We start from the raw sequence: 13573 nt of genomic DNA on the forward strand, positions 1-13573 counted from the left end.
GAGCAAATATCACTCCGATCCCGCAGGATCGGGAAAAACCACCCGAATACCGGGCGATTTCGGAAGCCGTTGCGATCTACCGTCCGCCCGTTTACGCCCGCGGGTTCACCCACGACTCTTGGTTGGAACGAGGCAGGGGCTGTTTTCCGAGGATATGGTCGGCGGCCTTTTCGCCGGTCATGATCGAGGGGCCGTTGAGGTTGCCGTAGGTGACGTGCGGGAAGATGGAGCTGTCGGCGACGCGCAGGCCCTCGATGCCGATGACGCGCGTTTCCGGATCGACCACCGCCATCGGATCGTTCGCGTCACCCATGCGGCAGGTGCCGCAGGGGTGGTAGGCGCTTTCCAGGTGCTCGCGCAGGAAGGCGTCGATATCTTCGTCGCTGGTGACGGTCTCGCCCGGCTGGATCTCCGGCCCGCGATAGGTGTCGAAGGCCGGCTGGCGGAAGATCTCGCGGGTGAGGCGGACACAGTGGCGGAACTTCTCCCAGTCCTCCGGATGGCTCATATAGTTGAAGCGGATGACGGGGTCGGCCTTCGGATCGGACGATCGCAAGGTGACGGCGCCGCGAGATTTCGACAGGTTGTAGCCGACATGCACCTGGAAGCCGTGGCTTTTGGCCGCGGCCTTGCCGTCATAGGAGATGGCGACAGGCAGGAAGTGGTACTGGATGTCGGGCTGCTTCAGCCCCGGCGCCGAGCGCAGGAAGGCGCAGGCCTCGAACTGGTTGGAGCTGCCGAGCCCCGTTCGCGTCATCAGCCATTGCGCCCCGGCGACACCCTGCCAGAACCAGGGCAACCAGGAATAGAGCGAAACCGGCTTGGTGGAGACCTGCTGGAAGTAGAACTCCATATGGTCCTGCAGGTTCGCGCCGACGCCCGGACGGTCGGCCTTGACCTCGATGCCCATCGATTGGAGATGAGCGGCTGGACCGATGCCGGAGAGCATGAGCAGCTTCGGCGAATTGAACGAGGAGGCGGAGACGATGACCTCGCGTTTCGCCCTGACGATCTCGACCGCGCCGCCGCGCTCGATCTCCACGCCGATGGCACGACCGTTCTCGATCACGACGCGGCGGGCCAGTCCATGGACCAGCGAGACGTTGGGTCGCTTCAGGGCAGGTCGGAGATAGGCGTTGGCGGCCGACCAGCGGCGTCCGTTGTGGATCGTCTGCTCCATCAGGCCAAAGCCCTCCTGCTTGGAGCCGTTATAGTCCTCCGTCATCTCGAAACCGGCTTCGCTGCCGGCCTTGATGAAGGCGTGGAAGAGTGGGTTCGTCACCGGACCGCGCCGCACGTGAAGCGGTCCATCGGTGCCCCGCCAACCCTCTTCCCCACCATGGGAATGCTCCATCCGCTTGAAGTAGGGCAGCACGTCGGCATAGGCCCAGCCGCGGGCGCCGAGCGCTTCCCAGCGATTGAAGTCCTCGGAATGACCGCGGACATAGACCAGCCCGTTGATCGAGGAGGAGCCGCCGATGACTTTGCCGCGCGGCGCGCTGATGCGGCGATTGTTAAGGTTCGGCTCGGGCTCCGAGTAATACCCCCAATTGTATCGCTTCATGCTCATCGGCCAGGCGAGTGCTGCCGGCATCTGGATGAACGGCCCGATATCGGACCCTCCGGCCTCGATGACGATCACGGTGTTCTTGCCGTCTTCGGACAGGCGGTAGGCGAGCGCGGAGCCGGCGGAGCCGGAGCCGATGATGACGAAATCTGCTTCTGTCATGTTACTGGCTCCATCAGAAGTTTATTATATAGCTTGGGGCTGCGATGCGATTGAAAGCTCTACCGGGGTGCTGTATCGTTTGGTCATGAAGCGCGTCGCTTATTCCAAGCAGGCCGAAAGTTATCTCAAGCGCGTTCAGCCCCGACGGCGAAAGGCGATCGTCGAGAAGATCGAGGCGTATGCTAGAGGCGAAAGCGTGGATGCGAAGCCGCTGAAGGGTGGCGCCATGGTGCGGATCCGCATCGGTGGGGATCGTGCAATCGTCGATTCTTTGACCGCGCTCGTTATCGTCGTCAAGGTCGGGCCACGCGGCGACGTCTACAAGGAGTGAACCATGGGAGCTTTCGATAAAACCGTGATTGACGGAAAGGCGTTCGTGCTCGTCCCAGAAGACGAGTTCGAGGACATGATCGACACGATCGAGGCCAACCGGATCATGGCGCGTATCAACGCGGGAGAGGAGACGTGGCCGGCCGAACTCGTTTACGAATTGTTCGAAACCGACAGTCGTATACGAACCTTCCGCAAATATCGCGGCCTCACCGTCTCCGATCTCGCCGCGTCCGCCGGGATCTCGCAGCCCTATCTCTCGGAGATCGAGGGTGGCAAGAAGACCGGGTCGGTCGATGTGCTCAAGCGCATCGCCACGGCTTTGAACGTCGATCTCGACGATCTCGTGATGGAGCGCGACGCCCATCAATAGGGCGCCTCGACCTTGCCCATCGCGACATAGACCGTCTTCAACTCGGTATAGTGCTGGAGAGCAGCAACCGAGTTCTCGCGGCCGAAGCCGGACTGCTTCGAGCCGCCGAAGGGGATTTCAACCGGGCAGAGGTTGTAGGTGTTGATCCAGAGCGTACCGGCGTCCAGGCGATCCACCACGCGGTGGGCGCGGGTGATGTCACTCGTGAAGACGCCTGCGGAGAGGCCGAATTCGGTCGCGTTGGCGCGGGTGATGACCTCGTCCTCATCGTCGAAATCGAGCACACACATGACCGGTCCGAAGATCTCTTCGCGGGCGATCGTCATCGTGTCGGTGACATCGGCAAAGACGGTCGGCTGGATGTAGGTGCCTTCGGCCGGAACGTCGTTGGGGATGGCGCCGCCGGTGACGAGCGTCGCGCCTTCCGCCTTGCCGGCCTCGATATAGGCCAGCACCTTGTCGCGTTGCGGCCGCGAGACCATCGGCCCGAGCTGGGTCGCCTCGTCCATGGGGTCGCCGATCACGATCCTTTCCGTGCGGGCCTTGAGGCTAGAGAGAAAGCGTTCTTTGATGCTTTTCTGCACGAATACACGCGTGCCGTTGGAGCAGACCTGGCCGGTCGAGTAGAAATTGCCGAGCATCGCGCCGCCGATGGCGCTGTCGAGATCGGCATCCTCGAACACGATCAGCGGCGACTTGCCGCCAAGCTCCATCGTGACATGCTTCAGCTGGCCGGCCGCGGCGGCCGCGACCTTGCGGCCGGTCGGCACCGAGCCGGTCAGCGACACCTTGCCGACATCGGGGTGGCCGACGAGCAGGGGGCCGGTGTCGCGGTCGCCCTGAATGACGTTAAAGAGCCCCTTCGGTAGGCCGGCCTCAATAAGGATCTCGGCAATCTTCAACGCGCCGAGCGGCGTGTTCTCCGACGGCTTGAACACCATGGCATTGCCGGAGACCAGCGCCGGTGCCGCCTTCCAGCAGGCGATCTGCTGGGGATAGTTCCAGGCACCGATGCCGACGCAGACGCCGATGGGCACGCGCTTGGTATAAGCAAAGTCGGCCCCGAGCGGGATGTGTTCGCCGTTCAGCGCCGCTGCCGCAACACCGCCGAAGAACTCGAAGCTGTCGGCGCCGGAGGTGGGGTCGGCGACGATCGTTTCCTGGATCGGCTTGCCGGTGTCGAGCGTTTCCAGCTCCGACAGTTCGCGGTTGCGCGCCCGCATGATGTCGGCCGCCTTCTTGAGGATGCGCCCGCGCGCTGTCGGGCTCATCGCTGCCCATTCCGGCTGCGCCCGCTTTGCCGCCGCCACGGCCTGCTCGACGATGGCGGGCGTCGCGGCATGAAGCTTTGCGATCACCTCGCCGGTTGCGGGGTAGATGCTGTCGAACGGCGTGCCCGCGGTATCCTCGACATAGGCGCCATCGATGAAGTGGGAGGCTTTCGGCTGGGCTCTCATGGGGTCTTGTCCTTCCGGGCGGTTCTTATTTTAGAGGGCCATTGTCGGCCGGACTGTTCATGCTTCGGCCAAATGGTCCCTGGAGAAAGATCGACTTGTGCAGGCTGTCGTGAACGGCGGTGTCGCTCTTGCCATGCCTCATTCTCCTCGCGGGAATCGCTTCGACTCTTCGAGAGTATCGAGGTTCATGTGGTTGCGCATGTAGCGTTCGGAGGCTTTCTGCAGCGGCTGGTGGTCCCAGGGGTAGTAGGCGCCGTTGCGCAGTGCCTCGTAGACCACCCAGCGGCGGGCCTGGCTTTCGCGCACGGCGGCATCGAAGGCCGGCATGTCCCAGCGGGCCTCGCGCATCTGGCGGAAGGCCTCCAGCGTGGCGGCGATGGCGGTGGTCGGGGGCGAGAGAGCGAGGTTGTTCAGTTCGAGGGGGTCGGCCTCCAGATCAAACAGCTGGTCGGGATCATCAGCGCAATGGACGTATTTCCACTTGCCCTCGCGGATGGCGACGAGCGGGGCGATCGATCCTTCCGCTGCATATTCCATCAGCACGGGCGAGACGCGTTCAGTGCCGTTGATGACGGGCAGCAGGCTTTCCCCGTCCGTCCAGGGCATGATCTCGTCCATCGAAATGCCGGCGAGGTCGCAGAGCGTGGGGGTGACGTCGAGGTTGGAGACGGGCGTCTCGTGCAGTCCGGGCGTGACGCCGGGGCCTGCGATCATCAGCGGCACGCGGGCGGAGCCTTCAAAAAAATTCATCTTGAACCACAGTCCGCGTTCGCCCAGCATGTCGCCATGGTCCGAGCAGAACAGGATCAGCGTGTCGTCCAGCTGGCGCGTTCGCTCCAGCGTGTCCACGAGCCGGCCGACCTTTTCGTCGATATAGGAGATGTTGGCGAAATAGGCCTGCCGCGAGCGCCGGACGTCGGTCTCGGTGACAGTGAAGCTGGTATAGTCGCAGGCCGCGATCAGGCGTTCGGAATGAGGGTCCTGCGTCTCCAGCATGCCGACCTCGGGCAAGAGATGGGCGCAGTCTTCGTAGAGATCCCAGAACTGGCGGCGTGCCACGTAGGGGTCGTGCGGATGGGTGAAGGAGGCCGTGAGGCACCAGGGCCGGCGGCAGGCGGTGCCGATGTCGCGGGCGAGATGATAGATCTTCTGCTCCGCGAGAAAGGCGACTTCGTCGTCATATTCCATCTGGTTGGTGATCTCGGCGACGCCCGCGCCGGTGACCGAGCCGAGATTGTGGTACCACCAGTCGATCCGCTCACCGGGCTTGCGGTAGTCCGGCGTCCAGCCGAAATCCGCGGGGTAGATATCCGTCGTCAGCCGTTCCTCGAAGCCGTGCAACTGGTCGGGGCCGACGAAATGCATCTTGCCGGAGAGCGCTGTGTAGTAGCCGGCGCGGCGCAGGTGATGGGCGAAGGTGGGGATGGAGGAGACGTATTCCGCCGCGTTGTCGTAGACGCCGGTGCGGCTCGGCAGTTGGCCGGCCATGAAGGAGGCGCGGGCCGGCGCGCAGAGCGGCGATGATGTGTAGTTGTTGGCAAAGCGGGCCGAGCGGGCGGCGAGAGCCTTTAGATGCGGCGCGTGCAGCCATTCTGCCGGGCCATCCGGAAAGAGTTTCCCGTTGAGCTGGTCGACCATGATGATCAGGATGTTCGGCTTGTTGCTCTCGGCGGGGCTCACGTAACGGGTCCTTTTTCTGTGCGGTTTTCGAGGCGTGCGAGCGCGGCATCGACCGCGTCTTCCGCCAGCGCGATCGACCGCTCGGTCGTCAGCGGTGCGGCGCCCAGCGCGCGGCGGATGTAGAGCCCGTCGATCAACGCGGCCGTCGCCTCGGCGATGCGGGATGCCTCGGCTTTGGGGCAGAGCAGCGACAGGCTTGCGGACAGGTTGGAGTGCAGGCGGCGGGCGTAGAGCACCAGCAGCCGGCGGACGGCTTCGGAACGCTGTGCCTCGGTGTAGAAGGCGAGCCAGGCGGCGACCGTTTCCGGTGCGAATTGTCCGGCGTGGAAACTGACGCGGATGATGGCCGAGACGCGGGCACGGGGGTCGTCGGCCTCAGCCAGTGCAGATACGGTATCACGCCGGAGATCGCGCAGCAGCGAGCGCATGGTCTCCGTTAGCAGCTGGTCCTTGCTGCCGAAGTAATGATGGGCGAGTGCGGGGGAGACGCCGGCGCGGCGGGCGATGTCCGACATGGTTACGGCGAGCGTGCCTTGGTCTCCGATGGCGCTGATGGCGGCATCGACCAAAGCCTTTCGGCGCACCGGCTCCATTCCGACTTTCGGCATCCGCATCTCCCGTTGTCGGAGAAAGCTTAATTTTGATTGAGCCATCAATCAAGAAAAAAGAGGATGCCTTGCCCCGGCTTGACCTCAGGTGCGGGCGAAGGCCTCGGTCACCCTGACATCGCCGACATGCATACCATTCCAGTTGTACATCGACGTCGTCGCATCGGCCAAAAGCGCCGCTTCGATCTCGGGCTCATCGCGGAAGAAGCGGCCGAGCGTTGCGGCGATCATGGCTTCGGCGGCGCGGGTGGTGCCGTCTTCGCATTTCAGCGCGATGGCGATGCCCTGTTCTGGGATGGCTGCGCAGAAGACGCCTTCCGCACCGGTCTTTGCGAAGATGCGGCCAGGGGCTATCTGCATCAGACGGGTACAGGCGCGTTTCGTTCCCGCGACGTAGAAGGGCTCGGCCATGCAGGCATCGATCAGGCGGCGTGCGGCCTTGGCGCGCTCGAGCCCAAGGCCCGTTCCGGTCGCCATCTTGGCAAAGCCGTGGGCGAGACCCTTGAGGGGAACGGCATAGGTCGGGATGGCGCAGCCGTCGATGCCGCAATTGTCGTGGCCGAGGGCGGCGCCCGTCAGGCTTTCCATCGCATCGCGGATCTCACGCTGGATGAAGTGGTCGTAGCCGATATAGCCTTGGGGATCGACGCCGGCGTGGCAGGCGGCGCAGATAAAGCCGGAATGCTTGCCGGAGCAATTGTTGTGCAGCGCATTCGGCTTGTCCATCGCCCGCACCTGATCGATCAGCACCGGCTGGCTGAAGGACCAGTGCGCGCCGCATTCGAGCGTCGAGACGTCGCGTCCGGCCCGCGCCAGCATCTCGGCAGCCAAGGCGGCATGTTCCGGCTCGCCATTGTGGGAGGAGCAGGCGAGCGCCAGCATCCGCTGGTCGAGCCCGTAAGCGTCGGCGGCGCCCGTCTCGATGAGCGGCAGGGCCTGCATCGCCTTGCAGGCGGAACGCGGGAAGATGGCGGCATCGACGTCGCCGAGGGAGAAGACGGTGCGGCCGTCGCCATCGACCGCGATCACCATGCCGCGATGGCGGCTTTCCACCAGAGCGCCGCGCGTCACCTCAACCAGTACCGGATTCGTCATGTCACAAGCCTCTCGTCATCACATTTCGGTGCGGATCTTGCCATCCGTTCCCGGCACGACGATCTCTCTCACGAGACGCCGCCGCTTTCCATTCCCTGCCATAACCGATCGCGCTTCCCCGTCAAACCCGGACATTGCATGAATCTGATCCGTATTCTCCTGCTCGCCATCCTCGTCGTCTATCTCCTGCCGGCGCTCGCATCAGCCGGGCTCTGGTATGTCCGGGAGCGGCCGGAAAGCTGGCGCAATGCCGACTGGTCCTCGTCCGGCGTCCTGCCGAAAGCGACCGCGGATGCGGACGCAGCGATCTATGTGCTTTCCGCGGCCACGGGCGGCCTGAAAGGGTCGGTCGCCAGTCATGCCTGGATCGTGACGAAGGGGGCGGGGGACCGCGTCTACAACCGCTATGACAAGGTCGGCTGGGGCACGCCCATCCGGCGCAACATGCGCGAGGCCGATGGCGCCTGGTATTCCAACCGGCCGAACGTGGTCGTCGCCATCACGGGCGCGGAGGCTGCACGGCTCATCCCGCAGGTCGAGGCGGCGATCCAGTCTTACCCCTATGCCACGCCCGGCGCCTACCGCATCTGGCCGGGGCCGAACTCCAACACCTTCGTTGCGCATGTGCTGCGCACCGTGCCCGATCTGGGTGCTGTGCTGCCGCCGGATGCCGTCGGGCGCGACTATCTGCCGGAGGGCAAGCTCTTCTCGATCGATGCCGATGGCCGCGATATCCACGCCACGCTCTACGGCCTCGTGGGGATCTCGGCCGGCGTGCGCAGCGGGTTCGAGCTGCACTTCATGGGCCTCGTCGCCGGCGTGGATGTCGCGCGGCCCGCGCTCAAGATTCCCGCTTTTGGGCGGCTGGGGATGTAAGGAGGCCAGCCTGCATACAGTCAGTGCTTCCTTACACTGAGGTCGTCATGCTGGAGTATAGAGCACGCATTCCCTGCACCAAATCCTAGAAACGGAAAAAGGGCCGCGTTAGCGACCCTTTCCACGAAATACGGCCCGTAAACGGCCCGGACTGGCTGCTGGCTCAGTCCGTAGAAGGAAGGCTCAGAGCGAGGGCTGCCTCATTTCTGCAACCATGCTTCCCGTGTCCGTTACGAGTACCGAAATCTCATTAGACATTGGACCACCTTCCTTTCATTACGTTGAACATGAGGAAAAGATAGGCGATTTTCGAAGAAGCGCAAGTCCTTCCTTCACAAAACTTCTGTCTGCGCGATTACGAAGAATGACGGTTCATTGTCACGTCGTGAGGTGACGATTTTACGTCAGAGGGTGAGCACGATCTTTCCGATGTGGCCGCTCTCCTCCATCAGGCGGTGCGCCTCGGCGACGTTGGCAAAGGGCAGGACGGCGCTCATGACCGGGGCCACGGTGCCCTCGTCGAGCAGGGGCCAGACATTGTCCTCCAGATCGTCGCGGATCGCTTCCTTTTCCACTGCCGTGCGCGGGCGAAGCGCCGAGCCCATGACGCGCAAGCGCTTGGAGAGGATCGGCGCGATGTTCGCCTTTTCTACCTTGGCACCGCCGAGGAAGGCGATGATGGAAAGCCGGCCGTCGGTGGCCAGGCATCCGAGGTTGCGCTCGAAATAGGAGGCGCCGATCATGTCGAGAATGACATCGACGCCGCGGCCGCCGGTTTCCGACAGAATGACCTCCTTGAAGTCCTCCTGCTTGTAATCGATGGCCCTAACGGCACCGAGCGACAGGCAGGCCTCGCATTTCGGCCCGCTGCCGGCGGTGACGAACACCTGCGCCCCGAAGGCGCCGGCGAGCTGGATCGCCGTCGTGCCGATGCCGCTCGAGCCGCCATGGATGAGGATGGATTCGCCCTCCACCAGATCCGCCATCTGAAACACGTTCGCCCAGACGGTGAAGAATGTTTCCGGCAGGGCGGCGGCGCGGGCGGCGTCGTAGCCGGTCGGCCAGCGCAGCGCCTGCGTCGCGGGCACGCTGCAATATTCGGCATAGCCGCCGCCATTGGCGAGCGCCGTCACGCGGTCTCCGACGGCAAAACCCTCGGCACCGTCACCGATGGCAACGACTTCGCCCGCGACTTCCAGTCCCAGGATCGGGCTTGCGCCGGGAGGGGCGGGATAGAGCCCCTTGCGCTGCATGACATCCGGCCGGTTGATGCCGGCGGCCTCGACGCGCACGAGCAGGTGGCCGGCTTCGAGCTCGGGCAGCGGGCCTTTGGCGAGCACCATGGCCTCCGGTCCGCCGGGCGAGGGCAGGTCGATGAACGTCATTTCCGTCGGCAGCGGCATGGGAACTCCTGTGCTTGGTTGATACCAGAGCTAGTGCATCTCGCGGCAGGGTCAAAGGTTAGGCACTTACAGCACCAGAAGGACGCCGCCGACGGCGATGAGGCCGATGCCGAGCGTGTGCAGCGCCGACAGCTTTTCGCCGAGAAACAGGACGGCGAAGAGGGCGACGAGAACGACGCTCATCTTGTCGACCGGCGCCACGCGCGCGGCGTCCCCGATCTTCAGCGCCCGGAAATAGCAGAGCCAGGATGCGCCGGTCGCAAGCCCGGACAGGACGAGGAACAGCCAGCTTTTCGGCGAGACGGTGACTGGCGACTGCCAGTGTCCCGTCACCGCCAGCAGGAGCCCCAGCGCCGCGAGGATAACCACGGTGCGCACGAAGGTCGCGAAGTCCGAATTGACGTTCTCGATGCCGATCTTGGCGAAGATGGCCGTCAGCGCCGCAAAGACGGCCGAGAGCATGGCCCAGGCCTGCCAGGAGAGGAAGAGGGATCGCATCGATGGGACCTTTCCGACGCCGTTTGATCGTAGCTCGCGCGAGGCTCAGGCTTGAAGGATCTCCAGCCCGGCTTCGCGATAGAGCGAGAGTGTCGTGTCCTCGATATCGGCGGAAACCACAAGGCCGGTCAGGTCGGCAAGCGGCAGGATGCGGTGCGGCGACGCCGCGCCGAGCTTGTCGCCTGCCGCAAGGATGAAGGTTTCCGCAGACTGGCGGGCAATGGCGCGCTTGATCGCGGCCTCCTCGAAATCGCCCGTGGTGGCGCCATGCGTCGGATGAAGGGCGGTTGCGCCGAGGAAGAACAGGTCGAAACGCATCGTCTCGATGGCGGCAAGCGCTGCCGATCCGGTGGCGACCATCGAGTGCTTGTAGAGCCGCCCGCCGATCAGGATCACCTCGGCATCGTGGCCGGCCAGTGCTGCGGCGATCGTCGGGCTGTGCGTGGCGATGGTGATCCGCAGATCGCGGGGCAGGGCCCGGGCCAGCGTCTCGTTCGTGCTGCCGCCGTCGAGGAAGACGAACTGGCCCGCGGCGATCCGCTCGACCGCCCGCAGCGCGAGTGCCTGCTTCGTCGCCTTGGCGATCTGCGTTCGCGCGCCGAGATCGGGCAAGGGCGGGGCCACCGGCAGGGCGCCGCCATGGACGCGCTGCAGCTTGCCTGCGCCCGCTAGCTCCCGCAAATCGCGGCGGATCGTGTCCTCCGACAGGCCGAGTTCACCGGCAAGAGCGGTCGCGACAATCTGCCCGTCGCGGCGCAGGCGATCGAGGATGAGGGCGTGCCGCTGACTGGTGAGCATCGAAATCTCCTTCTTGACTCTTCTGGATATTACGTGATCAAACAAGAATTAACAAGAAAATACCAGAAAAACCATGAAGGCGTTTCCCATGTTGATTTTGATTGCCGCCCCCTATCGTTCCGGCACGAATGACGATCCTGCGAAGATGGCAGCCAATCTGAAGGTGCTCGAGGCGCCGTCGCACGCGTTGTTTCAGGCGGGGCATGTGCCGATGATCGGAGAATGGGTGGCGCTGCCGATCTGGCATGCGGCCGGCGGCAAGACGGTCGGGGATGCGCTCTATGAGGAGATCTTCCACCCGGTCGCCGGCCGGCTGCTCGCGCTCTGCGATGCCGTGCTCCGCTTTCCCGGCGCCTCGAAAGGGGCCGACAACGATGTGCGGATCGCGCGCGAGCGCGGCATTCCGGTCTATGAGAGGCTGGAGGATGTGCCGGGCTGCGCAGCCTTCGCGACACGCGCGATCCCGGCCTGATCCCCGCAACGGATCCGCCCTTTAGGCTGGCTCGACTTCGCGCACCCGCATCATCTCACGGAACGCCGGGCGCGATTGGCAGCGCTCGATCCAGGTGTTGATGCCAGGATGCCTGTCGAACAGGGCCGTCTGGCTCTGGGCGTAGCGGAGCACTTCCGCAAGGTTGAGGTCCGCCACTGTAAAACGGTCGCCGACAACGTGGGCATGTTGCGAAAGGCGGGTTTCCAGAACGCCGAAGCGCGTTTCCAGTGCCTGTGTCGCAGCGTCCACGATAGCCCGGCCGCGCGCCGGGCCGTTCGGCTCGGCGTCATAGGCCAGCACGATCTTGACCGCGTAGGGCTCGATTTCCGTTGCGGCCCACAGCGTCCAGTCGAGGATCTGCCCTTCCTCGGCGGCATCCGCGCCGGCGAGCGGCCCGCCATATGTGCGCGCAAGATAAAGGTTGTTGGCAAGCGAATCCGCCAGCACCAGCCCGTTATCCTCGATCGCGGGGATCTTGCCCCGGGGATTGATGGCAAGGAAGGCCGGCGACTGTGTGTTGAGCGGCGCCGTCTTCGCCAGCGGGTCGACCAGCCGGCGCGCCTGTATGACCGGCACAGCGCGGAACGCTATGCCGAGTTCGCCGGCCATCCAGTAATTGCGCGATGCCCGCGACCGATAGACCCCGTAGATGGTCAGCATGATAGTCTCCAGACCTTGATGTTGCAGACGAGCCTTAACGTTTCGGCCGGGGGATGGAAGACCGGCGCGCTGATGCAAGGCATGAAGTTTGCTGATGGTTTGCGCGTCACACGCGGCGGTTTCCCGTCACCGTCAGATGCGGGAACGCTTCCGCCGTTCCGTCCACGAGGTCTGCGCTGGCCTTCTCCGTCCAGCGGTAGCCGAGGATGGCGTCTCCGACGTTTTCGAAGAGATTGTCGGTGATGAGAGCCGTGCCGGCGCCGTCCGCAACAGACACGCCGCAGCCGAGTTGGGCGACGCGGATGACGTTGCCCGTCACGGAGACGTTGCGCAGATACGGGCCCCAACCCAGCACCAGCGCCCACCGCGCCACCTGCTCGATAACGTTGCCGGTCACGACCGTGTCGGCCTCGGCCGAAATGCCGAAACCGAAGCCCGCGCCGTCGGAGACATAGGGAGCGATGCCGGTGATGTTGCGGATGACGTTCTGCCCGACGGTTGCCAGCCTTCCGCCGACGTCGAAATTGACGATGGAAATGCCGTTGGCGGCAGTGTCGATGACGTTGCCGGTGACGATGGCGCCCTGAAAGCCGAATTCGGAGTAGATGGCGGTCTCGCCGGAGCGCAGGCACTGGTTGGCCGAGATCAGCACGTTGTTTGCGGCGTTGGCGCGGATGGCGGACAGGGCGCAATCGGATACGTGGTTGCCGGAGACGATGACGTCGCCGGCGCGAAAAATGTTGATGCCGTTTCCGTTCTGACCGGTTCCGCCATCGCGGGAAGCAATGCGGGAGATGCGATTGCCCGAGACCAGTGTTCCGTCGGAGCCCGCTTCCGACCTGTGAACGAGGATGCCGCCATTGCCGCAGTCGGCGACGGTGTTGCCCGTGATCGAGAGGCCTCGGCTATCGACGGCGAAGATGCCGACACCCTGGGCGCCCGAAATGTCGTTGTCGCGGATGCGGCCACTGCTGCGCCTGAGGTTCAGGCCATGACCTGCCGTGCGGCCCGATATCACGCAATTGTCGATCGTCAGCCGCTCGATGCCGTCGAGGTCGACGAGGCCGCGGCCGGGGTCGCTCGTCTGTCCGTCGCCGTCGAGGGTCAGTCCGGTCAGTGTGAGCCGGGCCAGGTTTTCGGCTGTCAGGAGCGGGCCTTCACCCGAGGCGATCAGCCGCGTCGCGCCGGGCGTGCCGGCCAGTGTCAGGCCGTCGGGCAGGGTGATCCCGGACAGCCTGTAGTCGCCGGGTGGCAGCATGACGGGCAGGCGGCGTTCGACGGCCTCGGCAAGGAGAGCCCGGAACGCCTTCGACTGGTCGGCACGCCTGCCGGGCCGGACGCCGAAGTCGGTCGCGTCGAGTGCGCCGCGAAAGCCGTCCGGCAGGGACGCCGCGCTTGTCTGCCTGCTGCCGAGGGCAACCGGCAGGCTCGCCAGGGCGAAAAGAAGGGTGCGGCGGGTCGTCATGTCGTGTTCGCTGAAGGGGGCTGGTGATCGGGCATCTTTAGGGAAGAATAACTTCTTTCCGTTAGCACTTCGTATCGGACAGCGCACGCCAATGACTGGCGGGAGAAA

14 protein-coding genes are annotated in these 13573 nt (G+C 64.5%); 4 read left to right on the forward strand and 10 right to left on the reverse strand.

Going from position 1 to position 13573, the window contains the following annotated elements:
* Window positions 1-91: 91 nt before the first annotated feature.
* Entirely contained in the window at window positions 92-1729 is a 1638-nt protein-coding gene (gene betA / locus G8E10_RS22060) for a choline dehydrogenase (protein ID WP_167130697.1), read from the reverse strand.
* On the opposite strand from betA, the gene G8E10_RS22065 reads away from it, so the two are divergent.
* Together G8E10_RS22065 and G8E10_RS22070 are read left to right on the forward strand one after the other, a co-directional pair.
* Window positions 1704-2060, forward strand: coding sequence for a type II toxin-antitoxin system RelE family toxin (locus tag G8E10_RS22065; protein WP_281517740.1), 357 nt, complete (start codon window positions 1704-1706; stop codon window positions 2058-2060). The genes betA and G8E10_RS22065 overlap by 26 nt on opposite strands.
* Before the next feature lie 3 nt (window positions 2061-2063).
* Complete coding sequence (locus G8E10_RS22070; protein WP_167130698.1) at window positions 2064-2432, forward strand: helix-turn-helix domain-containing protein; 369 nt, start codon at window positions 2064-2066, stop codon at window positions 2430-2432.
* Here G8E10_RS22070 and betB read toward each other — a convergent pair.
* The 4 genes from betB to G8E10_RS22090 all read right to left on the reverse strand — a co-directional run bounded on the left by betB (window position 2426) and on the right by G8E10_RS22090 (window position 7272).
* Window positions 2426-3889: a betaine-aldehyde dehydrogenase gene (betB, locus tag G8E10_RS22075; protein WP_167130699.1), complete on the reverse strand. Its 1464-nt coding sequence runs from the start codon at window positions 3887-3889 to the stop codon at window positions 2426-2428. The two genes, G8E10_RS22070 and betB, sit on opposite strands and share 7 nt — an antisense overlap.
* 138 nt (window positions 3890-4027) lie before the next feature.
* A complete protein-coding gene (gene betC, locus G8E10_RS22080; protein ID WP_343289854.1) occupies window positions 4028-5569 on the reverse strand; it encodes a choline-sulfatase in 1542 nt (513 codons plus the stop codon).
* Window positions 5566-6177, reverse strand: a complete 612-nt coding sequence (betI, locus tag G8E10_RS22085) for a transcriptional regulator BetI (RefSeq protein ID WP_167130700.1) — start codon at window positions 6175-6177, stop codon at window positions 5566-5568. The genes betC and betI overlap by 4 nt, the downstream gene beginning before the upstream one ends.
* Window positions 6178-6261: 84 nt before the next feature.
* Complete coding sequence (locus G8E10_RS22090) at window positions 6262-7272, reverse strand: asparaginase (protein WP_167130701.1); 1011 nt, start codon at window positions 7270-7272, stop codon at window positions 6262-6264.
* Between the two features lie 138 nt (window positions 7273-7410).
* Here G8E10_RS22090 and G8E10_RS22095 point away from each other — a divergent pair, with 138 nt between their 5' ends.
* Window positions 7411-8148 carry a DUF3750 domain-containing protein gene (locus G8E10_RS22095; RefSeq protein WP_167130702.1) on the forward strand — a complete coding sequence of 246 codons (738 nt, stop codon included), beginning with the start codon at window positions 7411-7413 and terminating at the stop codon, window positions 8146-8148.
* Window positions 8149-8552: 404 nt separating this feature from the next.
* Here the strand turns inward: G8E10_RS22095 and G8E10_RS22100 are convergent, their stop codons facing one another.
* The 3 genes from G8E10_RS22100 to G8E10_RS22110 all read right to left on the reverse strand — a co-directional run bounded on the left by G8E10_RS22100 (window position 8553) and on the right by G8E10_RS22110 (window position 10847).
* On the reverse strand, window positions 8553-9551 hold the full coding sequence (locus tag G8E10_RS22100) for an NAD(P)H-quinone oxidoreductase (protein WP_167130703.1): 999 nt from the start codon (window positions 9549-9551) through the stop codon (window positions 8553-8555).
* A 66-nt stretch (window positions 9552-9617) separates the two neighbouring features.
* Window positions 9618-10049 carry an EamA family transporter gene (locus G8E10_RS22105; RefSeq protein ID WP_167130704.1) on the reverse strand — a complete coding sequence of 144 codons (432 nt, stop codon included), beginning with the start codon at window positions 10047-10049 and terminating at the stop codon, window positions 9618-9620.
* 45 nt (window positions 10050-10094) lie between these two features.
* Complete coding sequence (locus tag G8E10_RS22110) at window positions 10095-10847, reverse strand: DeoR/GlpR family DNA-binding transcription regulator (protein ID WP_132713436.1); 753 nt, start codon at window positions 10845-10847, stop codon at window positions 10095-10097.
* 88 nt (window positions 10848-10935) lie between these two features.
* Between G8E10_RS22110 and G8E10_RS22115 the strand changes: the two genes are divergently transcribed.
* On the forward strand, window positions 10936-11319 hold the full coding sequence (locus G8E10_RS22115) for a DUF4406 domain-containing protein (RefSeq protein WP_167130705.1): 384 nt from the start codon (window positions 10936-10938) through the stop codon (window positions 11317-11319).
* Between the two features lie 21 nt (window positions 11320-11340).
* On the opposite strand, the gene G8E10_RS22120 is transcribed toward G8E10_RS22115, so the two are convergent.
* A complete protein-coding gene (locus tag G8E10_RS22120) occupies window positions 11341-12000 on the reverse strand; it encodes a glutathione S-transferase family protein (protein WP_167130706.1) in 660 nt (219 codons plus the stop codon).
* 106 nt (window positions 12001-12106) lie between these two features.
* A complete protein-coding gene (locus G8E10_RS22125) occupies window positions 12107-13465 on the reverse strand; it encodes a TIGR03808 family TAT-translocated repetitive protein (RefSeq protein WP_167130707.1) in 1359 nt (452 codons plus the stop codon).
* Window positions 13466-13573: the final 108 nt, after the last annotated feature.

It is taken from the genome of Ferranicluibacter rubi, assembly GCF_011603255.1.
Lineage (GTDB): Bacteria > Pseudomonadota > Alphaproteobacteria > Rhizobiales > Rhizobiaceae > Ferranicluibacter > Ferranicluibacter rubi.

Bases quoted from the DNA above. Each gene is read 5' to 3' on its own strand.
- G8E10_RS22090 (WP_167130701.1), bottom strand. From the start codon at position 7,272: ATGACGAATCCGGTACTGGTTGAGGTGACGCGCGGCGCTCTGGTGGAA.
- G8E10_RS22120 (WP_167130706.1), bottom strand. From the start codon at position 12,000: ATGCTGACCATCTACGGGGTCTATCGGTCGCGGGCATCGCGCAATTAC.
- betB (WP_167130699.1), bottom strand. From the start codon at position 3,889: ATGAGAGCCCAGCCGAAAGCCTCCCACTTCATCGATGGCGCCTATGTC.
- G8E10_RS22070 (WP_167130698.1), top strand. From the start codon at position 2,064: ATGGGAGCTTTCGATAAAACCGTGATTGACGGAAAGGCGTTCGTGCTC.
- G8E10_RS22100 (WP_167130703.1), bottom strand. From the start codon at position 9,551: ATGCCGCTGCCGACGGAAATGACGTTCATCGACCTGCCCTCGCCCGGC.
- G8E10_RS22110 (WP_132713436.1), bottom strand. From the start codon at position 10,847: ATGCTCACCAGTCAGCGGCACGCCCTCATCCTCGATCGCCTGCGCCGC.
- betI (WP_167130700.1), bottom strand. From the start codon at position 6,177: ATGCCGAAAGTCGGAATGGAGCCGGTGCGCCGAAAGGCTTTGGTCGAT.
- G8E10_RS22115 (WP_167130705.1), top strand. From the start codon at position 10,936: ATGTTGATTTTGATTGCCGCCCCCTATCGTTCCGGCACGAATGACGAT.
- G8E10_RS22125 (WP_167130707.1), bottom strand. From the start codon at position 13,465: ATGACGACCCGCCGCACCCTTCTTTTCGCCCTGGCGAGCCTGCCGGTT.
- G8E10_RS22065 (WP_281517740.1), top strand. From the start codon at position 1,704: ATGATGACGAAATCTGCTTCTGTCATGTTACTGGCTCCATCAGAAGTT.
- G8E10_RS22095 (WP_167130702.1), top strand. From the start codon at position 7,411: ATGAATCTGATCCGTATTCTCCTGCTCGCCATCCTCGTCGTCTATCTC.
- G8E10_RS22105 (WP_167130704.1), bottom strand. From the start codon at position 10,049: ATGCGATCCCTCTTCCTCTCCTGGCAGGCCTGGGCCATGCTCTCGGCC.
- betA (WP_167130697.1), bottom strand. From the start codon at position 1,729: ATGACAGAAGCAGATTTCGTCATCATCGGCTCCGGCTCCGCCGGCTCC.